Origin of the sequence: Citrobacter sp. R4 (assembly GCF_026719175.1) — a bacterium.
GTDB classification, from domain to species: Bacteria; Pseudomonadota; Gammaproteobacteria; order Enterobacterales; family Enterobacteriaceae; genus Citrobacter_A; species Citrobacter_A sedlakii.
In genome coordinates, this window is sequence record NZ_JAPPSU010000012.1 from 1 (window position 1) to 20,320 (window position 20,320).

The window sequence follows — 20,320 nt, forward strand, 5'->3', positions numbered from 1 at the left end:
AGGGGAAAGCGGACTGGTCGGCAGAATATGATGCCTGGGGTAATGTACTGCGTGAGACAAACCCGCACAAACTGGCACAGCTCATCCGCCTGCCGGGTCAGCAGTATGATGAAGAGACGGGGCTGTATTATAACCGTCACCGGTATTACGACCCGTTACAGGGACGGTATATCACGCAGGACCCGATTGGATTACGGGGCGGGTGGAATTTATATCAGTATCCATTGAATCCGATTGAATATATAGATCCATTAGGGTTGGATACGTATATGTGTACCATACCACTTCATACACCAGGAGGATCCGGAACTCGTAGTGGTCCTGATATTTGGGGAAACCCATTCTACCATCAATATCTATGTGTTGACGATGGTCAGGGAGCTTATACATGCGGCGGACAGGATAGATCAGGAGCTGCGGTTTTACCAGGTAGTAAAGGTAAGGCCACTAATGACACATGGCCAAGTGATGGGAATGGTGCCTGCAAAAAAGTTGATGATCGAGATTGTGTCGATGAATGTGTTAAAAACAGAGTTAAAAACAAAAAAAAGACCTTGGTATCAGATACCTTTTGGTACTGATTGTCAAGATTGGTCAGATGATGTACTTGAGAGTTGTAAAACATCTTGTAGTAGACCATATAACCTACCTATGGGGTGGTTCAATAGACTAGGGTAATTTAATAAAATGTTTATTCTGAAATTTTGTTGGGTAAGTACCTCTTTCATTGTGTTGATTATTAGTCTTTATTTTTATGACCATACAGTGAATAGTGATGTAGAGATTTTTCTTTCTTATTCTATGTTTCTATTGACTTTCCCATCAGGATTTATAGTGTCTGGAGGAATTGCTGGTGTTATTTACTTAACTGCGTTAATGTTTGATAACAATTTTTCGGGCTTTGAGATTAATCGCTTTTATTTAATAATGGAGTGGTTTATTTTATTTTTTATTGGTTACATTCAATGGTTCATTGTAATCCCGGTGTTTTATAAAAAAACCATAAAAAATAGGCCAAACATATAACGTGCTATCATACAGTAGAATTGTGGAGGCTTGAAACCTTACCTTCCTAACTGAACTGTTACTGCGGATGGATAATATGAAAGCAAAGCTTACGCGCGGGGAGCTCAGCAAAGCAGGCGTGGCTGGCGCAGTGCGGGTTAACGCCAGAGCAGATACAAAACCAGATGGAGCCGGAATATGGACCGGAGAGAAAAATCCACCTGTACTACTGCGACTACCGGGGCCTGCCGCTGGCGCTGGTCAACGCGGAGGGGAAACGGACTGGTCAGCGGAATATAATGCGTGAGGGAATGTGCTCAGCGAAAATAATCCTCATAATCTGAAACAACTCATCCGCCTGCCGGGTCAGCAGTATGATGAAGAGACGGGGCTGTACTATAACCGTCACCGGTATTACGACCCGGTGCAGGGACGGTATATTACTCAAGACCCGATTGGGCTGGCGGGGGATGGAATCTTTATAAATATCCCCTAAATCCAGTTGAATATATTGATCCGTCAGGGCTTGATGTAAGGTTGGTAAATATCGATGCTGTAGGTGGTTGGCATAGAAAAGTTGAAGTAGATGAGGGCACAGGAACTTATGGTATAAGCTTCGGGGACTACACTGCTAATCCTGATATATAGGGAAATGTGTCTGGAACCCCTGATGTAGGGAACGCTGGAGATGGGATGGTATATGTAGACAATGATAGTGCTATAAAAGTAGCTGAATCATTTAAAACCACACCAGAAGATGATGCTTTGATAAAAAACATTTGGAACAGCATAAAGGCAAAACAGGCAATACAGATATTATTTATAGATAGTGCCGGATAGCGCCTATCAGCCCGATGGCGTGACGCCATCGGGCGGCCAGGTTAAAAACCGAGGCTGTCCAGCAGGTCGTCTACTTGATCCTGGCTGGCGACCACGCCCGCCCGGGTCGTATCCACCTGCGGACCGTTGAGCAGACTGTCGTTTTCACGCTTCGGTCGCGCGCCCTGCTCCGGAATATTCTCCAGCAGCACCATCAACAGTTGACGTTCAATTTCCTGGATGACATCCATCATGCGCTTGATCACCTGACCGGTCAGATCCTGGAAATCTTGCGCCATCATAATGTCGAGCAACTGCGCGTTAGTGAAGCTGGTGTGTTCCGGCACATCGCTCAGGTATTTGCGCGTGTCGGTCACCAGTTCACGGGCGTCTGCCAGCTCGATCGGGTTTTCAAACCACGCGTCCCAGCGCTTGCTTAACGCTTTCGCCCCTTTCTCCATTTCGTCCTGGTGCGGCTGTGAAGCTTCGACGCTGTTCAGCGCGCGCTCGGCGGCCTGGGCGGTCATCTGCACCACATAGTCCAGACGGTCGCGGGCGTCCGGAATGGCTTCTGCCGCTTCGGCGATGGCCTGGTCCAGACCCAGCTCCCGCAGGCTGTCGCGCAGCATACGGGTCAGGCTGCCAATGCGCGCAATAATATCCCCGGCAGAGTGTTCATCTACGGGTTTCATGGTTGGTTGCATCATTGTCCGCCCCTTACATGCCCAGTTTCTCAAAGATTTTGTTGAGTTTCTCTTCCAATGTCGCGGCGGTAAACGGCTTCACCACGTAACCGCTGGCACCGGCCTGCGCCGCGGCGATAATGTTCTCTTTCTTCGCTTCCGCCGTCACCATCAGTACCGGCAATGAAGACATGCCGCCGTCTGCACGAATGGTTTTCAACAGTTCCAGACCGTCCATATTCGGCATGTTCCAGTCAGAGATGACAAAACCAAAGCCACCCATCTGCAGCTTATTCAATGCGTCCACGCCGTCTTCGGCCTCTTCGACGTTGTTAAATCCCAGTTCCTTAAGCAGGTTACGCACGATGCGACGCATGGTGGAAAAGTCATCCACAACCAGAAACTTAAGCTCTTTGTCCGCCATAAAAAATTACTCCTGAGTCAAATACGTATTGCCTGTCCGGCACTGATTTTCGCCAGCATCTGCTGGCTTACCTGGCTGAGATCGACCACTTCGCTCACGCCACCCATATTGATGGCCTCGCGCGGCATGCCGAACACCACACAACTTGCTTCATTCTGCGCAATCGTCCAGGCGCCCGCCTGGTGCATCGCCAGCATTCCGGCGGCCCCGTCGTTGCCCATCCCCGTCAGGATCACCCCCACGGCGTTGCGCCCCGCGTGTTTCGCCACCGAATGAAACAGCACATCCACAGACGGCCGGTGCCGGTTAACCGGCGGCCCGTCATGAATTTTGATTTGATAGTTTGCCCCGCTGCGCGCCAGCTCCATGTGCTTATCGCCGGGCGCGATGTAGGCATGTCCTGGCAGCACGCGCTCGCCGTCCTCCGCTTCTTTCACGCTGATCTGACACAGTTTGTTCAGACGCTCGGCAAACGAACGGGTAAAACCCGGCGGCATATGCTGCGTAATAATCACCGCCGGGCAGGAAAGCGGCAGCGGCTGCAACACGTGACGAATCGCTTCGGTGCCGCCCGTCGACGCGCCAATGGCGATCAGCTTTTCTGAACTGAGCAACGGCCCGGCTTTCAGGGTCGCTGGCGCGGCCAGTGGCTTATGCGCGCCCAACCGCGCGCGCGACGCGGTGCGCACTTTTTCGGCAATCATCTCGCTGTAGGCCAGCATCCCTTCGCGGATCCCTAACTGGGGCTTGGTGACAAAATCAATGGCCCCCAGCTCCAGCGCGCGCAACGTCACTTCGGAGCCTTTCCCCGTCAGCGATGACACCATCACCACCGGCATCGGACGCAAGCGCATCAATTTTTCAAGAAAATCGAGGCCGTCCATCCGCGGCATTTCGACGTCCAGCGTCAAAACGTCCGGGTTGTATTTTTTGATTAAATCACGGGCAACGAGCGGATCGGGTGCGGTTGCCACCATCTCCATATCGCTATGGCTGTTGATAATTTCAGTCATGATTTGGCGCATTAGCGCGGAATCATCAACCGATAACACCCTGATTTTACTCATGCTTTATCCTTACTCAGCGCATACACCGTCTGTCCGCGCAGGCTAAAGTCGCGCACGAGGTTGCTAAAGTTCTCTGAATGCCCGGCGAACAGCAGGCCGTCAGGCTTAAGGAGGGGAACAAAACGGCGCAGAATGTCCTGCTGCGTCGTTTTATCGAAATAGATCATCACATTGCGGCAGAAAATCGCATCAAACGGCCCCGGTACGTTGTACTGTTTGTCAAGCAGGTTTATCCCGGCGAACTCCACGTGACTTGCCAGCTCCTGGCGCACGCGTACCAACCCTTCATGGGGGCCGGTGCCGCGCATGAAGTAGCGCTGCAGTTGCTGTGGCGACAGGGTTTTTAACTCATCAAGCCGATAGATGCCGCTGCGGGCTTTTTCCAGCACTTCGGTGTCGATATCACTGGCAAAGACCCGCCAGCGCCCTGGCGCTGTGCCTAACGTATCGGCCAGCGTAATGGCGATACTGTAAGGTTCTTCACCGGTTGACGCCGCCGCGCTCCACACCCGGTATTCGCCATTGCGACGGCGGGCGTGCTCAGCCAATACCGGAAAGTGATGACCTTCGCGAAAAAAGGCGGTCAGGTTGGTGGTCAACGAGTTGATAAAAGCCTGCCATTCCGCGCTGTTTTGATTCGCTTCCAGCATGCTGAGATAGCGACCAAAATCATCCAGCCCCAGCGTACGCAGACGGCGAACCAGGCGGTTATAAACCATATCCCGCTTATGGTCCGCCAGCACGATCCCCGCGCGCTGATAGATTAACTGACATATCCGACGAAAGTGCGCGTCGGACAGCGCGAGGCGCTGTGTCATCTGTAACAATAATGACGTTTGCCCGTTGGGCAGAGATGATGTCATAGCGCCTTCTCAATCACATTCAGGATACAACGGGCGCCGCCTGCTGCGGCGCCGATTCTTGGTGTGTTACAACGTGTTTATTTGCCGTCAAAATGTTTCCCAGTGGGTGTCGGGTTCAGCGCCGGGTGATGCCTTCTGCGGCTCGCGAGGCGACGGCGCAGAGGCGCGTTCTTCTGTTTTTTGCGTGGTATAAGGGCGAGCGGCGAGACGAAACGCCGACACCGCTCTGGTTAAGCGACTGGCCTGGTCTTCCAGCGCGGCGGCGGCAGCGGCGGACTCCTGCACCAGTGCGGCGTTTTGCTGCGTCACACGATCCATTTCCGACACCGCCAGCGCCACCTGATCGATACCGCGGCTTTGCTCGTCGGACGCCGAGGCGATTTCCCCCATGATGTCAGTCACCCGGGTCACCGCGTTAACAATGTCATTCATCGTGTCACCCGCGCTTTCAACGAGCACCGAGCCGGTATCCACGCGCGCCACTGAATCTTCGATCAGCGCTTTGATTTCTTTTGCCGCCTGCGCGCTGCGGCTGGCGAGATTACGCACCTCTCCGGCAACCACGGCAAAACCACGGCCTTGTTCACCGGCGCGCGCCGCTTCAACCGCCGCGTTCAGCGCCAGGATATTGGTCTGGAACGCAATGCCGTCGATCACGCTAATGATGTCGGCGATTTTCTTCGAACTGTCGGCAATGTCGTGCATCGTTTTAACGACGTTATCCACCACTTTGCCGCCGTGCTGCGCCGTTTCCGAGGCGCTCTGCGCCAGTTGAGACGCCTGGCGGGCGTTGTCGGCGTTCTGTTTCACGGTGGCGGTCAGTTGTTCCATGCTGGCGGCGGTCTCTTCCAGCGCCGAAGCCTGCTGTTCGGTTCGCGAAGAGAGGTCGGTATTGCCAGTGGCAATCTCGCTGGTGCCAGCATAGATGGCGTCGGACCCTTCCCGCACCTGCGTGACGGTTTCAACCAGCGAACGCTGCATGTGATCGACGCTGTCGGCCAGTTCGCCAATCTCATTGCGTCCGGCCACGGTCAGGGTAGTGGTTAAATTGCCGCTGGCGATATCACGGATATGCGCAATGACGCGCCCCAGCGGATTCAACAAGGTGTGACGGATGCCGTACCACACCACCACCAGAATCAGCGCCAGCACGACCGCGAGAATGGCAAGCTGCCACTGGGCAAACTGATAATCGCGGGCGCTTTCGTCAAAGGCCTGGCGGTAAAGTTTTTCGCTGACGCTGGCATACTTGCCCAGCGCTTCGCCGAGCGCGTTTTGCATTCCCTGAGTCGGCTGGGCAAAGTAGGCGTCCATGTTGCCACTTTCCAGAAACTGCACCAGTTCGGTTAACGCCGCAAAGTAGGCCTGGTACTTCGCCTCCACCTCAAGACTGGCTTCTTCCATGTCAGGCAGCGGACTGATCGCTTTAAATGCCTTATAGTGCACCGCAGCCTGCGCGAGGGTATTTTTCGCATTCTTCAGCAATTCGGTTTTGGCGCTGCTTTGCTGGTTCGCCGCATCCATCATCATGCGGGCGGAAGAGCGGCTAAGGTTAATACGCGTTTGCAGCATCAGATCCCATGTTGAGGTCAGTTCGCTTTGCTGCTGGCGCAGATCGTTTGAGATAACAAAACTGGTCTGGTTCTGCTGTAAAGATGAAAACAGCAGCCCCCCGGATACAAGCTGTAGCAGTGCGAAAACCCCAAGCACCATCATCAGCATTGTGACAACGCGGATACGGTTAAACATAAGGCACCTTCCTTAAAACGAGTTATCAACGTTATCGGCAACCCGGTTGAGAACTTTACGTTTGCGAAAGGGAAAAACAGATCAGAAGGCGATATCAACAACCACCGTGTCGGTGTAGGTCCCGGCGGGCGGTGTGGTCTGCGTGGTTAACACTCTGGCGGTATAGTTGTAGGTGCGCAGCAGGCCGTCGCTGCTAAGAGAAGACGACGCGCTGCTGGCCCAGCGATCGCCGCCGACGCTTCCCCAGCGGCTGGTGGTGCCTGCCTTATAAATTTCATAGCTCAGACGGTTATTACCGCTTGCCATGTTGCGTACATTGCCGTTGGCATAGCTGCCATTATTGATGCCTACCGTGTAGGCGCTGCCTTTGGTACAGGTGATCGCCACCGCCTGCGAGACGGCGGGAAAATTGTTCACCAGCGGCGCGCTGCCAAAGTTCACGTTCGGCGCAGTAAGGGTAATACAGTCATTGGTGACGGTCAGGTTTACCTGCAGGTTAGCCGCCACCGTGCCGGTTTGCGCGGTAACGCATAAGCCAAGCGCCCCCACCTGGCAGACATTAAAATAGACGCTGAAGTTAAGCGTCACCTGATACGGCCCGGCGCTAACGTTCTGGCCCGTAAGGGTGCGGAAGTAAAGCGGCAGGGTAAAGCGTGAAGAGCCTAACAGCGCCAGCAATGAACTGCCGCTCCAGGTGTAGCTGCCGCCAATCGGGATCTCACTGTTGCTGGCGCAACCGGACTGCGCGCACATGCGTACCGGAATGGCATCCGTCACCGCTGCGTTATCGCTTCGCCTGAGAGCCGCTCTGTTGCTGACCGAAAGCGTCGCGCCAGTATAGGTCAAAGTGATGGTATCGTTGTTCAACAATCCCAACACCACGTCGCACTGGACCACGAGATTAGCGCTGGTGGCCTGCTCGCTGCTGTTCACGGTAAAAGATGACACGCTGCCAAACGCGCCGCTGGTGGTGGTGACGGCACAGGCGGCCCAGGCCCCCGGCGTAACCAGCAGAAACACGATCCCCCACAACGCCCGTCCCATCATGGCGCCCCCTTACGGCAGATCAGCGGCCCGTAGGTTTGCAGCTTATGCCCGGGATTGGGCGCAAGAGTGAATGTGGCCGTGCAATGCTCTCCGTCCGGGGTTATCGCCCGGAGTCGGTTCACCTCGGCAAGATTTTCCAGCCAGACGATCCCCTCATATCCCACCACCGCAGGCGCACTGTTGTCGCGCAGCACCTGGCTTGCCAGCGGCAGCGGTTGCCCCTCTGCGTCGTGCAAAATCACGCTGGCCACCCGCTCCTGTTCCATTGGGAAATCGACCAGATAACCGCTCTGACGACGCAGCGCGACTTTGCGCTCGGTCTCCTTCAGGCGGGTATCCGCGGGCAGGTTGAGGGTATTAATGCTGTAGCTCGCAGGATAATAAGCGGATACGCCGCTTATCAGCAAAAAGCCTTTCTCATTGGTTTTGCCGACCGGTTGATTCTCATAGTTCACCGGCACTTCAGGCTGACCGTCAGTACTGACCACCACAAATGCATCGTTGATTTTATTGGCGGCGAACAGCTGATTTTCCATCAACACCAGCGATCCCATCGCCTCTCCCCACCAGGTCATGGCGTTGCTTTCGCCGTATGCGCCCCCCTGTAATTCAACGTTATTATTGCGCCAGCCCAGCGTCGCCTGCTGGTAGTTTCGCGCCTGGGTCTGTCGCGCCCACGCCAGATTCCAGCTGAACCCGCCGTCCGTCGGCATCGAGTGGTTATAGTTGATTCGCTGCGTCTGCCCGGCATCCGGCGTTTTCTCGTCGCTCAGCGCCACGCTGTCGCGATCGCCCAGTGGAATTTGCACCGACATTGCCAGCGTCCAGTCACCCTGCTGATTGTCACGACTGGCAGCCAGATAGATACTGCTGCTTCCCCATAAATTGCGGCTCCAGGAGAGATTGAGCAGCTCCGTTTTTTGCGCGTCGAAGCTGCGGATGCCAATCCACGCCGCGCCAATATTGCCGAAGGTTCCCATATTAACGGTTAACGAATACTGATCGCTGCGCTGACTTAAAGAGGCCAGCGGGCGGTTGTCGTCATCCACCAGCGCGGTCTGGTCATATAACGCCAGGTTGCCGAAACCGCGCTCGCGGCGGGAATGTTGCGTGGCGACACTAAAGGCTGCGGTACTGTACTGATACCCCCAGTTAAGCTGATTACCGTGGTGACCGCGCATTCTGCTTTCCGTCCATGCGCCGTTCACAACGCCAAAGCGGCCCACTTTCACCAGTGCGCCCACACCGCCCAGCGCCAGTTCTTCGGCGCCTTCGCCATGACCTTCGAGCGTCAGAGCGTCATTGACGCCATAGCGATAGCTCGCGCTGCCCACCGCCGGGCCGTAATCAAAATTATCAATACCGTAGTTGCGCCGCAGGCTGCCGAGCGTAACGGCGCCGTCGCTGACGCCCGATTTCAACAAATTGCTGGCGACATAAAACGGTAAGGTGGTGCTGACCTGTCTGCCAAGCGCGTCACGGGTGACCAGCACCGCGTCTCCCGCACCGTTTACATAAGGAAGGTTCGTCAGCGTAAACGGCCCGGGCTGCAGCTCCGTCGACCCCGCGCGATAACCGTTGATGAACAGATCCACAGCGGTCGGCACCGCGGCTTCACCGGAGAATGCCGGCAGCGGCCAGGTCACCAGATCCGGACGCAGCGAGAAGTCGCGTCCCCAGGAGATCCCGCCGACGCGGACGCTGTTGCTCCAGCTCAGGGCGTCAGTAATCACATCCCCAACCTGCCACTGGGTCGCATTTTCCTCATGGGTTGCGGTAAAAACCGTATCGTAACGCACATAGCCATCCTGCCAGTCATCGTCCCCCGCCAGATTTTGTCGCACGTACCCGGTGGAAGAGAGCGAACCCGCATCGTTAAAAAAGCGCAGCTCATGCCAGACGGAGGCCTGGCTGTCGCCATCCTGGGTACTGCTGGCGTAAACGTCGTAATTCAGCAACGCCCCGCTGCCGTTTCTCGCCACAGACGTCGGGGATTCACCGCCAAACGGCGTGCTGCGTACCGGTAACCATTCTCGCGGCACGCTGAGCAGCAGTCGCTGACCGCTGCTGTCGTAATCCACTTTCACCTGCGTCATCCGGGAGAGATTCACCTCCCCCGCCGCCAGCTGTTCGACAGGCAGGCCAGCCTGTTGCAGATCGGCGCTGGCGACAAAGAAGTCGCCGCCGCGCCGGGTTACCGCCACCACCTTTTGCGTCTCGTAATGGTTAACAACCAGCGCCAGATGAAAAACCGCCTGCCGATCGAGCGCGCGCGCATCCGGTGGCGGCGGCAATACATCATCGCCGCTCCCGGCGCGGCAAAGCCCGCTGGTGGTCAGTATGACCGTCACAAACAAGCCGCTCAGTTGGCGGGACCAGACAACCATTTGCCGTCCTGCGCGTTGATTGCCGCGGTTAATCGGTCCGGACGGGTTGCGCCAGTGGGTAACGGCCAGCGGCGGAAACTCCCCGGCAACACATACCCGAGCAGCCCCTCGGCCATCGTGTGTTGAGACCCGCCCTGTTGCAGTGACACTTTGCTCAGCCGGACATGCACGTCACTGTCATTGCGCACTTCCAGCTGTGGTTGCCCTTCGCTGCGCACCACCCGCCAGTGCAGTTGCGAAGGCTTCACCTGCGCGTGATGTTCCCCTTGCGCCCAGGTCTGCACCCCCTGTCCGTAAACAAACAGCGGTAGCGAATAGCGCATCTGCACCTTCAGTCCCATCTGGGGTGTACTGACGGGCTCCGGCTGGGGGATCTCGTCCACGATGATCCGGTAAGCCTGCTCCACACCGGCAGGAACGGTCGTCTGTTTAATCAGTCGAATGAGCTGCTTACTGCCTTTTTCGATACGGACAATCGGCGGGCTGGCGACCACCTCCTGCTGCGCCTTATAGCGTTCATATCCATTTTCCTGCTGCCAGCGCACAATGCGTACCTGCATCGTCGTGGGCGTGTCGCCCTGATTCTGGATCCACAGTTCGGTGGCATTATTCTCCGCCGCCAGCCAGGGATCGATGGGCCACAGCAGTATTGTGGCAGCGCTGTTGGCCCCGGGTGAGACCAGTGCTGCCGTGAGTACCGACAACAGTCCGAACGATTCTCGCACCTTCATTTCACTTCTCCCTTCGCTACCATGACAAGGTCACCGTAAGCTGATCTGAATAATTACCTGCCGGGCTAAAACCCGTTAAAAACGCGACGCCAAACAGCGGTAGCGCAATATTGTTACTGTTGGTATAGGTGACAGAGACCGGCTGGTTGACGCCAATCTCACTGTTCGCCGCCAGCGAGGCGGTACGGTACAAACGGTACCCCACGCGCTGCGTCCCGCCGTCACGCTGCATATGACGCACCGTACCGTAATAGCGTCCGCCATCCACCGTCATGCTCAACGCCACGCCTGGCGTACAGGCCAGCGCCAGCGCGGCGTTTGGCACAAACTGGGCGTTCACCTGACGGTTCTCCACGCCGCTGTAGCTGCCAAAGTTCAGATTCCCCATCGCCGCTCCGCTCCCCGTGGTAACCGAACAGCCCGGCACGATGGTGGCATTCACCTGAAAGGATTGCGTGGTAATGGCATAGGCCGGGAAAGCCATCAGCGCGAGAACCGTCAAAAAAAGACGTCGCTTTCCCCCGCCTCCCCACAGGAAGCGCCTGAACCGTGTTCTCATTTAAAGAGACGTATCAGTAAATAACGCTGACGTTGATGGTGTCCGTGTACGTACCGGGAACCACGGTCACGCTGTTACCGCCGCCCTGGATCCGACCGAAGATCGTATAGTTATCGACCCCGGCTGTAGTGGAGACTTTAGGAATAGGAGTATTGTTAGCGATCACGTTATTGAAGCCGCTGTCGCTGTAGAGGCTGTACGCCACGCCCTGAGTGGTATTCGCGGCGTTCACCAGATAACGGGCTGGCGTTCCCGGCGTACCGACCACCGAGCCCGGCGCGGAAGAGTTGGTATTACCGGTAATCTGTACGGTGTAGTCGGTGGTGGTGCACTGGATACCAAAACTGTTGCCCCCTGCGGCGCCGGTGAGCTGGGTGGTCAGTTCAGAAAAGGTGGCGGGATGCGTCCCGAAATTCAACGTACCAAAGTTGATACCGTTCTGACTGGGCGAGCCGTTTATCAGGCAGCCATTGGTTAACGTCAGTGACACCCCGACCGTGCCGCTGCTGGTTACCGCCATCGTCGAAGGCAAGGGAACAAGAAAAATGCCAGCTATACCCAGGAACCGAGAAAATGTGTTCATGACTCCACCTCCGAAATACCGTCACGTTGACGAAAGCCAGCACCGACGTAGCGAGAAAGTTCGCACACGTTCAGAAAACAAACCGATAATCAGAAATTTAGTTTACGGCGCGGAAAACAACCACTGGCGTTACGCTTGTTCATACAGAGGGGTGATTGACGTAAAAACAGCATATATATCAGTCCATTAACTTTCATTACATCTCATTTACCCTGCTCCGTCGAAGGATATATTCATTCTTATGCGATCCAGATCACGAAAACGCCCTTCGAAGAACACAACAAAATGCGTAATTAATAAAAAATAGTTGTAAGCCGGGCGGGAATACGCCAATTTAGGTAGTAAATAAATCTTCACCAATAAATTCACAAAACAAATATATAGCTGATAACAAATTGTTAAATTCAGCCCGAGGGATTTTCAGTGGCAAATGCAAATAAACTCACGATATTCATCGTGATTTTCATGCTGGCAGGCATTGTGTCAGGCGCGGTTATTCATTCCTGGACATCCGAAAGCGTGATTACCGCCTGGGCAGAGAACATCACCCTTCTTACCGATATCTTTTTGCGCCTGATAAAAATGGTCATTGCGCCGTTAGTCTTCAGTACGCTGACCGTTGGCATTATGCGTCTGGGCGAGACCGCCACCATCGGGCGCGTGGGCGGTAAGGCGATGATCTGGTTTATCAGCTCCTCGATACTGTCGATTCTGGTAGGGCTGTTTATTGTTACCCTTGAACAGCCCGGCAGCGGCCTGAACCTGACCATTCCCAAAGACGCGGTGGAAACCGGTCTGGCGGTGGGCGGTATGAGCCTGAAAGGCTTTCTGTCACATACGATCCCCACCAGCATTGCCGAAGCGATGGCGAATAATGAAATTTTGCAGATCGTGGTGTTCTCAATGTTCTTTGGTATCGGCGGCGCGTCGCTGGGCGAGAAATTCAACGCCCCACTGGTTGCCGCGCTGGATGTGGTTTCGCATATTATGCTGAAGGTGACGGGCTACGTGATGTATGTGGCTCCACTGGCGATATTTGCCGCGATTTCTTCGGTGATCGCCACCGAAGGAGTGGGGATTTTACTCAACTACGCCTCGTTTATCGGCGGCTATTACGTCGCCATTCTGATGACCTGCCTGGTGCTGTTGGCCGCGGGTTATCTGGTGCTGAAAAAAGAGGTATTCCGGCTGGTCAGTCTGCTGAAGGAACCTGTGCTGGTCGCCTTTACCACCAGCAGTTCTGAAGCCGCTTACCCGAAAACCCTGGAGTTGCTGACCAAATTCGGCTGCTCGCGCAATATTGTTTCTTTCGTTTTGCCGATCGGGTATTCCTTTAATCTGGTCGGTTCGATGGTGTACTGCTCGTTTGCGTCGATGTTTATCGCCCAGGCGTACAATATTCACCTGTCGTTGGCTGAGATCAGCGTGCTGATGCTGACCCTGATGCTGGCCTCAAAAGGGATTGCCGGCGTTCCGCGTTCGGCGCTGGTAGTGCTGGCGGCAACCATTCCGAGCTTCAATATCCCGGTGGCGGGCATTTTGTTACTGATGGGTATCGACCATTTCCTCGACATGGGGCGTTCCGCCATCAATGTGTTAGGTAACGGCATTGCCACCGCGATGCTGGCGCAGGATGAAGGATTACTGACGGAAAGCGAAAAAGAAGTGGCAGAGCAGGAAGTTAACGCATAACGGTTTATGCTGACGGATACCGTTGATACGCAGGCCCGGAAGCGGCATCGCCGCCGGGCCTGCGCCCCTTACGCCATATGCGAGGCGGCAATATCCAGCAGCGCCATTTCGTCACTGTTCAGCAGTTTTTCAATATTCACCAGAATCAGCATACGTTCGCCCAGCGCGCCCAGTCCCGTCAGGTATTCCGTTGACAAGGTGACGGCGAACTCCGGCGCAGGACGAATCTGTTCCGCGGTCAGCGACAGCACGTCGGAAACGCCATCAACGACAATGCCGACCACGCGCTGCCCCAGGTTAAGCACGATCACGACCGTGTTATCGTTGTACTCAACGTCACCCTCGCAGAACTTCACGCGCAGATCGACGATTGGCACGATCACACCGCGCAGGTTGGTCACTCCTTTGATAAACGCAGGGGTGTTGGCTATCCGGGTAACCTGATCATAGCCGCGGATTTCCTGCACTTTCAGAATATCAATACCGTATTCTTCGTCTCCCAGCGTAAACACCAGGAACTCCTGACCTGACGGCTCGCCGGCCAGTTTGGTTACATTAGTCATACCGGTCATATTTTTCCTTTCTCACTCAATCAGGCGGCGGTGATCGCCATACGTTGTTCGCGATTTAAACTCTGCAGGGCAGAGACATCCACAATCAGCGCGACGCTACCATCGCCGAGGATCGTCGCGGCGGAAATCCCCGGCACTTTGCGATAGTTGCTTTCCAGGTTCTTTACCACCACCTGGTGCTGACCAATCAGTTGATCAACCAGCAGCGCGTAACGGCGACCGCCGCTTTGCAGGATCACCACAATGCCCTGGGTGGCCTCCGTTTTCGCCCCTTCAACGTCGAAGACTTTCCACAGTTCCACCAGCGGCAGGTATTCTCCACGCACTTCCAGCACGCGCTCGCCACCGGCCAGCGGATGCAGATCGTCCTCGCGCGGTTGCAGCGATTCCATTACCGCATTCAGCGGCAAAATAAAGACTTCATCAGCGACGCGAACGGACATGCCGTCGAGAATCGCCAGCGTCAGCGGCAGCAAAATACGGATGGTGGTACCGGCGCCCTGTTTCGACTGGATCTCCACATGGCCGCCCATCTCCTGGATGTTACGTTTCACCACATCCATGCCCACGCCGCGACCGGAAACGTCGGTCACCTGCTCGGCGGTAGAGAAGCCAGGGGCAAAAATCAGCATACCGACTTCGTCATCGGTCATATTTTCGTTTACCGCCATCCCCTGGGCGATCGCTTTTGCGAGGATCCGCTCGCGGTTTAACCCCGCGCCGTCGTCGGTCACTTCAATGCAAATGTTGCCGCCCTGATGTTCTGCGGACAGGATCAGATTTCCGACCGCATTTTTACCGGCCTCAAGGCGTTTTTCCGGCAGCTCAATGCCGTGGTCGAGACTGTTGCGCACCAGATGCGTCAGCGGATCGATAATGCGTTCAATCAGACTCTTATCGAGTTCGGTGGAGCTGCCCACCAGCGTCAGTTCCACCTGTTTGCCGAGCTTTCCCGCCAGATCCCGCACCAGACGCGGGAAGCGGCTGAAAACGTATTCCATCGGCATCATGCGAATCGACATCACCGACTCCTGCAAATCGCGGGCGTTACGTTGTAACTGCCCCATGCTGGTGATGAGATCGCCATGATTAACCGGGTCAAGTTCGTTCGAACGCTGGGCCAGCATCGACTGGGTGATCACCAGTTCACCCACCAGGTTGATGAGCTGATCGACCTTCTCCACTGCCACGCGAATGCTAGTCGATTCGCTGGCGCGCGAGGGCTTTTCGCGCTCCGCACGTCCGGCATGCGCGTCGGCAGCGGGCGATTTAACGGCCGGGACCGCAGCGACAGGCTGCGCAACGGCGGCGGGCGGCTCAGGCGCGACCGCAGGGGCGTTCGGCGCGACGACTTTTTCGAAGGAAATCTGATCGGCTTCGATCACAAAGCACAGCACTGCCACCACATCCTCTTCGGCGACACCGCCGTCCAGGGTGGCGGCAAGCGAATCGGCGCCTTTCACCACGTCGGTTAAGGTGCTCAAATTGCCCAGTTCCTCCTCCAGCAGATCAATCTCACTGGCTTTCAGGCGGGACAAATTAATGCGCAATTTTTCTTCTACTGTCGGCGCGCCGCCCTCATCAGGCGTTGTGTCCACGACGCTCAGCCGGGCGTTTGCCACCACCGCAGGCGCGGTTTCGCCCTTCGCTTCCAGCGCCAGCTGGCGCAATGCATTGCAGATATATTCGAAGCTAGCGGCATCCGGCTCCTGGGAGCTTTTATAGGCGTCGAGCTGTTCCTGCATAATATCTTTCGTTTCCAAAAACAGGTTGATAATGTCGGTGTTGAGCTGCATTTCACCACGGCGCGCTTCATCCAGCAGGTTCTCCATCAGATGGGTCGTTTCCTGCAAAATGGTGAAGCCGAAGGTTCCGGCGCCGCCTTTAATGGAATGCGCGGCGCGGAAAATGGCATTCAACTGCTCGGCGTCCGGCGCATCGGGCGCAAGGTCAAGCAGGTGTTGCTCCATGTCAGCCAACAACTCGTCAGCTTCATCAAAAAAGGTCTGATAAAAATCGCTAATATCCATGCTCACGCTATCACCTCGGATTGGCTGGTGGCGATGTGGGAACGCTTACCTGCGGTGCCGCCGCAGGCTGTTGTAATACACTTACCGGCTCGTTCTGGCTTTCAGCGTTTTCATGCAAAATTGACTGTTCAGCCTGTTTATTCAGTACCAGCAGGCTGATCCGGCGGTTAATGGCGTCATCGGGGCCGCGATCGCTCAGGCGCATCGTGGCGGCCATCCCCACCACCCGTAACACTTTTCCATCATCCAGACCGCCCTGCACCAGTTCACGCCGCGACGCATTCGCGCGGTCGGCGGACAATTCCCAGTTGCTGTAGCCTTTCTCCCCGTTGGCATAGGGAAAATCATCCGTATGCCCGGACAGGCTGATTCGGTTTGGAATCCCGTTCAGCACGGGCGCGATCGCCCGCAGAATGTCGCGCATATACGGCTCGACCTCGGCACTGCCGGTTTTAAACATCGGGCGATTCTGACTGTCGATAATCTGAATACGCAGCCCTTCCTGCACCAGATCGATCTTCAGATGCGGACGCAACGCCCGCAGTTTCGGGTCGGATTCAATCAGCTGATCGAGGTCGCCACGCAGTTTGCTCAACCGGTTTTGCTCCATCCGCTTCCGTAATGCCTCGATGTCAGGCTGTTTATTCACTTCTCCCTGTTGTTGGGTGAAGTCATCACCACCGCCGGGGATCGGGCTCTGGCTGTTGGCGATCCGGTTGCCGCCGGTGATCGCCGTCGCCAGCGGCGTACGGAAATATTCGGCAATTTGAATCAGTTCTTTAGGGCTGGAGATGGAAATGAGCCACATCACCAGAAAAAAGGCCATCATGGCTGTCATAAAATCAGCGTAGGCAATCTTCCACGAACCGTGAGCGCCGCCGCCGTGCCCTTTATGTTTGCGTCGTTTGACGACGACGATAGGATGGGACTGATTCTTCATGCGTCCTCAGTCGTCGTCTGCTGATTAGGGTTTCTGACCGCCCGCACGTGCTCTTCCAGTTCAATGAATGACGGGCGCTCGCTGGAATAGAGGGTTTTGCGGCCAAATTCGACGGCGATCGGTGGGGCATAGCCATTCAGGTTTGAAAGCAGCGTAATCTTGACGCACTGCATCATCTTGGTGGTCTCGGCGCTTTTCTGACGCAGCACGCTGGCCAGCGGCGAGATGAAACCATAGGCAAGTAAAATACCGAGGAAGGTGCCGACCATCGCGTGGGCGATCAGCGCCCCCAGTTCGGCAGCGGGCCTGTCGGCGGAAGCCAGCGCGTGAACCACCCCCATCACCGCGGCGACGATACCAAACGCCGGTAGCGAATCGCCCATCAGCGCCAGGCTGTTCGCCGGGACTTCCGCTTCGCTTTCGTGGGTTTCGATCTCCTCGTCCATCAGCGCTTCAATTTCGAAAGTATTCATATTGCCGCTGATAATCAGACGCAGGTAATCGACAATAAAATCCAGCATGACCGCATCGGCAAGAATGCGCGGATAGCTGGTAAAAATTTCACTCTCTTTCGGGTTCTCAATGTCACGCTCAAGGGAAAACATCCCCTGCTGGCGTGACTTAGCCATCAGGCGGTAGAGCAGCGCCAGCAGATCCATGTACATCGCTTTGGTGTATTTGGATCGGCGAAACAGCAGCGGCAACGCCTTCAGCGTTCCCTTAATCGCTTTACCGTTGTTGCCGACAATAAACGCCCCGACGCCCGCGCCGCCGATGATCACAAATTCAGCCGGTTGATAGAGTGCCCCAAGGTGCCCGCCGGTCATCATATAACCGCCGAAAACTGTACCGATAACAACCAGGTAACCTAATAAGATAAGCACGACATCATCCTTCCGCTGTTGACTATGACAGGATGCGCAGTCGGGGGGCGTTAACGCGTCGGCGAGGCAAAAAAAAGCAGCGGTAATCGCTTACCGCTGCTGGAGTGTCTTGTCCACACCGTATCGGTTAAACAGCCTGTTCGACCTGTTCATCCAGCAGTTGTGGAATAATATCGGCAGCATCCTGGGAAAGTTTACGTCTTTTTACCGCGCGGGAAGGCGGCTGGCACAAACTGCAGGCAAAACTCCCGGCAGGCTGATGCGCATGGGTAATAAAATTCCCGCCGCAACAGCTACAGCTCGACAGTTGCAGCAATCCGCTTTCAACGAAACGCACCAGCGTCCAGGCGCGGGTCAGCGCCAACAGCGGACCGTCTTCCCCTTGCGGACACTGTTCGAGGTACAACCGGTAGGCCTTGATCACCGCATCCACACCGCTGCACAGACCGGTTTTGAGTAAAAACTGCCAGGCATTACAGAACATGGAAGCATGAATATTTTGCTCCCAGGTCATAAACCAGTCAGTAGAAAACGGCAGCATGCCTTTAGGTGGGGGGCTACCGCGGAGTTCTTTGTACAATTTGATGAGGCGGCCGCGACTTAACTGCGTCTCGCTTTCCAGCATTTGCAAACGGGCGCCCAGTGTGATCAATTCCATCGCTAACTGGATATCGCGAGCTTCCTGAACAATGCTTTTTTCACTCATCGTCAGGCCCTTTTTTTCCGTGCGGTTTCATCAGCCTGTTCGACATCACTCAACAGACGCGTGGACAACATGATACCGGTATGAATTTGCTGGAGATCGTCTACCCGTGAGTCCTGAGTCAGCCGGGTGATGGTCTGATGATTGTCGAAGCGGAAGTGACATACCAGTTGGTTTGTTTCCGCCAGTTTGACCATCTGTGGCAAGGTCAGGGCACCCAGCGAGGTCGCCATCTCTTCCGTGATCCCGAGACGAAACATGGCGGACGCTTTGTCCTGAACGATCAGACGCTGTGCAAGGAGTAAATATGACAAATTGATGTCATAAATGTGTTTCAGCAACTCGGATGTATGCATTATTCCCATCCAGAATAACCAACTTTATTTTTTATGCGGCGTAACCGCACCCCGTGATGTCGCCGGGAAATCCCGGTAAATAAAAGCAAATAGGTCAAATACATAGCAGATCTCAGACAGAAATATGCACGCTGCGAACGTCATGACAACCTTGTCAGGCGCTTACAGACGAACATGATTTCTTACAAATGCCTAAGATTTTTCCTAAATCGACGCAACTGTACTCGTCACTCCCAAGACATACAACAAAGCCACGCTACGAATTTGGAAAATATGTGATGTACATCACATAAATTAACTTATTCGATAACATAAATCCATCAGTTGAGCTTTTATTTTGATGAATAATTAGCCAGCAAAACCCCTTTTTGTTTCCAGGGTCATTAAAAAAAGAGCCGGATACAGAGAAAAATATTACGACACAGAAGTTAAAATAACGGTGAGAAAATACTCGTTTTCCATTAATTTCACCATGAAGGGTTGAATATTTTTATCGTTTATAAACAATGAGTTAATTGTTTTCTAATTTTTATCAATGCGTGCTATTTATGCCTATAAAGAAATTAATAACTTTCGTAAATTTGTTAAGAGGAAAAATTGATGCGCGCGAAATTTGATTTAAGTCATCCCATTTCGGACATAATTTTGGTTATTCCTTCAGAATATTTATAAGAAAACTTAATGAATAATTATGATTGCCTTCACATTATTGTCATCGTAAAGCATTGCAGTTGTCCTCATTTCGGAGTAATGCTGAAGAACCCTCTCATATTCTTGCAATAAGGAGCGAGTTATGAGTTACCGTCACATCCTGGTTGCCGTCGCGGTCACCCCGGAAAGCCAGCAGCTTCTGGCAAAAGCGGTTTCGATTGCCCAACCCGTCAATGCGCGTATCAGCCTTATCACCCTTGCCTCCGATCCGGAACTGTATAATCAGTTCGCTGCGCCGATGCTGGAAGATTTACGCGCCGTGATGCATGAAGAAACCCATGATTTTCTGGAAAAATTAGGAAAAGATGCTGGTTACCCGATCGCCCAAACTTTTATCACATACGGCGAACTGAGCGAGCATATTCTGGACGTGTGCCGCAAACACGACGTCGATCTGGTGGTTTGCGGCAATCATAATCAAAGTTTCTTTTCGCGAGCGTCCTGCTCGGCGAAAAGCGTTGTCAGTTCAAGCCTGGTGGACATCCTGCTCGTCCCGCTCGATGGCGAATAACCGC

The 20,320-nt window shown here is 54.6% G+C and carries 20 protein-coding genes and 1 pseudogene; 5 read left to right on the top strand and 16 right to left on the bottom strand.

Translation table 11 applies throughout. The annotated features are described in order from the left end of the window. The 3 genes and pseudogenes from OOJ60_RS19690 to OOJ60_RS19700 all read left to right on the top strand — a co-directional run. A partial coding sequence (locus OOJ60_RS19690) for an RHS repeat-associated core domain-containing protein (protein ID WP_233470910.1) occupies window positions 1-581 on the top strand: 581 nt, incomplete at its 5' end. 561 nt (window positions 582-1,142) lie between these two features. After that, window positions 1,143-1,653 (top strand): annotated as a pseudogene (locus OOJ60_RS19695) (RHS repeat-associated core domain-containing protein); the annotation flags it as partial. 45 nt (window positions 1,654-1,698) lie between these two features. Continuing rightward, window positions 1,699-1,845: a hypothetical protein gene (locus tag OOJ60_RS19700; RefSeq protein ID WP_205613054.1), complete on the top strand. Its 147-nt coding sequence runs from the start codon at window positions 1,699-1,701 to the stop codon at window positions 1,843-1,845. A gap of 41 nt (window positions 1,846-1,886) precedes the next feature. Here OOJ60_RS19700 and cheZ read toward each other — a convergent pair whose 3' ends face one another. From cheZ to OOJ60_RS19750, 10 genes are all read right to left on the bottom strand, one after another. After that, window positions 1,887-2,531, bottom strand: a complete 645-nt coding sequence (gene cheZ, locus OOJ60_RS19705) for a protein phosphatase CheZ (protein ID WP_042283898.1) — start codon at window positions 2,529-2,531, stop codon at window positions 1,887-1,889. Window positions 2,532-2,541: 10 nt separating this feature from the next. After that, the gene (cheY, locus tag OOJ60_RS19710; RefSeq protein ID WP_042283900.1) at window positions 2,542-2,931 is read right to left on the bottom strand and encodes a chemotaxis response regulator CheY; all 390 of its coding nucleotides are present in this window, start codon (window positions 2,929-2,931) and stop codon (window positions 2,542-2,544) included. A 17-nt stretch (window positions 2,932-2,948) separates the two neighbouring features. Next, window positions 2,949-3,998, bottom strand: a complete 1,050-nt coding sequence (gene cheB / locus OOJ60_RS19715; protein ID WP_042283903.1) for a protein-glutamate methylesterase/protein glutamine deamidase — start codon at window positions 3,996-3,998, stop codon at window positions 2,949-2,951. Beyond that, window positions 3,995-4,861, bottom strand: coding sequence for a protein-glutamate O-methyltransferase CheR (gene cheR, locus OOJ60_RS19720; protein ID WP_060571384.1), 867 nt, complete (start codon window positions 4,859-4,861; stop codon window positions 3,995-3,997). Before cheR ends, cheB begins: the two co-directional genes overlap by 4 nt. Before the next feature lie 87 nt (window positions 4,862-4,948). Continuing rightward, on the bottom strand, window positions 4,949-6,610 hold the full coding sequence (gene tar, locus OOJ60_RS19725) for a methyl-accepting chemotaxis protein II (protein ID WP_042283908.1): 1,662 nt from the start codon (window positions 6,608-6,610) through the stop codon (window positions 4,949-4,951). Between the two features lie 81 nt (window positions 6,611-6,691). Next, the gene (locus OOJ60_RS19730) at window positions 6,692-7,657 is read right to left on the bottom strand and encodes a Csu type fimbrial protein (RefSeq protein ID WP_373322582.1); all 966 of its coding nucleotides are present in this window, start codon (window positions 7,655-7,657) and stop codon (window positions 6,692-6,694) included. After that, a complete protein-coding gene (locus tag OOJ60_RS19735) occupies window positions 7,654-10,044 on the bottom strand; it encodes a fimbria/pilus outer membrane usher protein (RefSeq protein ID WP_205613055.1) in 2,391 nt (796 codons plus the stop codon). The genes OOJ60_RS19730 and OOJ60_RS19735 overlap by 4 nt, the downstream gene beginning before the upstream one ends. Then, complete coding sequence (locus OOJ60_RS19740) at window positions 10,020-10,775, bottom strand: fimbrial biogenesis chaperone (protein WP_205613056.1); 756 nt, start codon at window positions 10,773-10,775, stop codon at window positions 10,020-10,022. The genes OOJ60_RS19735 and OOJ60_RS19740 overlap by 25 nt, the downstream gene beginning before the upstream one ends. Window positions 10,776-10,791: 16 nt before the next feature. Beyond that, window positions 10,792-11,259 (bottom strand): Csu type fimbrial protein, encoded by a 468-nt coding sequence (locus OOJ60_RS19745; protein ID WP_233470911.1) that lies wholly within the window; start codon window positions 11,257-11,259, stop codon window positions 10,792-10,794. A gap of 88 nt (window positions 11,260-11,347) precedes the next feature. Next, window positions 11,348-11,917: a Csu type fimbrial protein gene (locus OOJ60_RS19750; protein WP_042283919.1), complete on the bottom strand. Its 570-nt coding sequence runs from the start codon at window positions 11,915-11,917 to the stop codon at window positions 11,348-11,350. Window positions 11,918-12,340: 423 nt separating this feature from the next. Between OOJ60_RS19750 and OOJ60_RS19755 the strand changes: the two genes are divergently transcribed. Further along, a complete protein-coding gene (locus OOJ60_RS19755; protein WP_205613058.1) occupies window positions 12,341-13,609 on the top strand; it encodes a dicarboxylate/amino acid:cation symporter in 1,269 nt (422 codons plus the stop codon). 68 nt (window positions 13,610-13,677) lie between these two features. Here OOJ60_RS19755 and cheW read toward each other — a convergent pair whose 3' ends face one another. The 6 genes from cheW to flhD all read right to left on the bottom strand — a co-directional run bounded on the left by cheW (window position 13,678) and on the right by flhD (window position 19,094). Further along, complete coding sequence (cheW, locus tag OOJ60_RS19760) at window positions 13,678-14,181, bottom strand: chemotaxis protein CheW (protein WP_042283923.1); 504 nt, start codon at window positions 14,179-14,181, stop codon at window positions 13,678-13,680. A 20-nt stretch (window positions 14,182-14,201) separates the two neighbouring features. Further along, window positions 14,202-16,217, bottom strand: a complete 2,016-nt coding sequence (gene cheA / locus OOJ60_RS19765; protein WP_205613059.1) for a chemotaxis protein CheA — start codon at window positions 16,215-16,217, stop codon at window positions 14,202-14,204. A gap of 4 nt (window positions 16,218-16,221) precedes the next feature. After that, entirely contained in the window at window positions 16,222-17,151 is a 930-nt protein-coding gene (gene motB, locus OOJ60_RS19770; RefSeq protein WP_042283929.1) for a flagellar motor protein MotB, read from the bottom strand. Next, a complete protein-coding gene (gene motA, locus OOJ60_RS19775; RefSeq protein WP_042283932.1) occupies window positions 17,148-18,035 on the bottom strand; it encodes a flagellar motor stator protein MotA in 888 nt (295 codons plus the stop codon). Before motA ends, motB begins: the two co-directional genes overlap by 4 nt. Before the next feature lie 127 nt (window positions 18,036-18,162). Beyond that, window positions 18,163-18,741, bottom strand: coding sequence for a flagellar transcriptional regulator FlhC (flhC, locus tag OOJ60_RS19780; protein ID WP_042283935.1), 579 nt, complete (start codon window positions 18,739-18,741; stop codon window positions 18,163-18,165). Between the two features lie 2 nt (window positions 18,742-18,743). After that, window positions 18,744-19,094: a flagellar transcriptional regulator FlhD gene (gene flhD / locus OOJ60_RS19785; protein WP_042283937.1), complete on the bottom strand. Its 351-nt coding sequence runs from the start codon at window positions 19,092-19,094 to the stop codon at window positions 18,744-18,746. 793 nt (window positions 19,095-19,887) lie between these two features. Here flhD and uspC point away from each other — a divergent pair. Continuing rightward, on the top strand, window positions 19,888-20,316 hold the full coding sequence (uspC, locus tag OOJ60_RS19790) for a universal stress protein UspC (protein WP_205613060.1): 429 nt from the start codon (window positions 19,888-19,890) through the stop codon (window positions 20,314-20,316). The last annotated feature ends 4 nt before the right edge of the window (window positions 20,317-20,320 follow it).

Excerpts from the sequence above, each read along its gene's own strand:
- OOJ60_RS19735 (WP_205613055.1), bottom strand. The coding sequence starts at position 10,044 with ATGGTTGTCTGGTCCCGCCAACTGAGCGGCTTGTTTGTGACGGTCATA.
- cheY (WP_042283900.1), bottom strand. The coding sequence starts at position 2,931 with ATGGCGGACAAAGAGCTTAAGTTTCTGGTTGTGGATGACTTTTCCACC.
- uspC (WP_205613060.1), top strand. The coding sequence starts at position 19,888 with ATGAGTTACCGTCACATCCTGGTTGCCGTCGCGGTCACCCCGGAAAGC.
- flhD (WP_042283937.1), bottom strand. The coding sequence starts at position 19,094 with ATGCATACATCCGAGTTGCTGAAACACATTTATGACATCAATTTGTCA.
- cheZ (WP_042283898.1), bottom strand. The coding sequence starts at position 2,531 with ATGATGCAACCAACCATGAAACCCGTAGATGAACACTCTGCCGGGGAT.
- OOJ60_RS19745 (WP_233470911.1), bottom strand. The coding sequence starts at position 11,259 with ATGGCTTTCCCGGCCTATGCCATTACCACGCAATCCTTTCAGGTGAAT.
- cheR (WP_060571384.1), bottom strand. The coding sequence starts at position 4,861 with ATGACATCATCTCTGCCCAACGGGCAAACGTCATTATTGTTACAGATG.
- OOJ60_RS19700 (WP_205613054.1), top strand. The coding sequence starts at position 1,699 with ATGGTATATGTAGACAATGATAGTGCTATAAAAGTAGCTGAATCATTT.
- motB (WP_042283929.1), bottom strand. The coding sequence starts at position 17,151 with ATGAAGAATCAGTCCCATCCTATCGTCGTCGTCAAACGACGCAAACAT.
- OOJ60_RS19740 (WP_205613056.1), bottom strand. The coding sequence starts at position 10,775 with ATGAAGGTGCGAGAATCGTTCGGACTGTTGTCGGTACTCACGGCAGCA.
- OOJ60_RS19750 (WP_042283919.1), bottom strand. The coding sequence starts at position 11,917 with ATGAACACATTTTCTCGGTTCCTGGGTATAGCTGGCATTTTTCTTGTT.
- flhC (WP_042283935.1), bottom strand. The coding sequence starts at position 18,741 with ATGAGTGAAAAAAGCATTGTTCAGGAAGCTCGCGATATCCAGTTAGCG.
- OOJ60_RS19730 (WP_373322582.1), bottom strand. The coding sequence starts at position 7,657 with ATGATGGGACGGGCGTTGTGGGGGATCGTGTTTCTGCTGGTTACGCCG.
- tar (WP_042283908.1), bottom strand. The coding sequence starts at position 6,610 with ATGTTTAACCGTATCCGCGTTGTCACAATGCTGATGATGGTGCTTGGG.
- cheB (WP_042283903.1), bottom strand. The coding sequence starts at position 3,998 with ATGAGTAAAATCAGGGTGTTATCGGTTGATGATTCCGCGCTAATGCGC.
- cheW (WP_042283923.1), bottom strand. The coding sequence starts at position 14,181 with ATGACCGGTATGACTAATGTAACCAAACTGGCCGGCGAGCCGTCAGGT.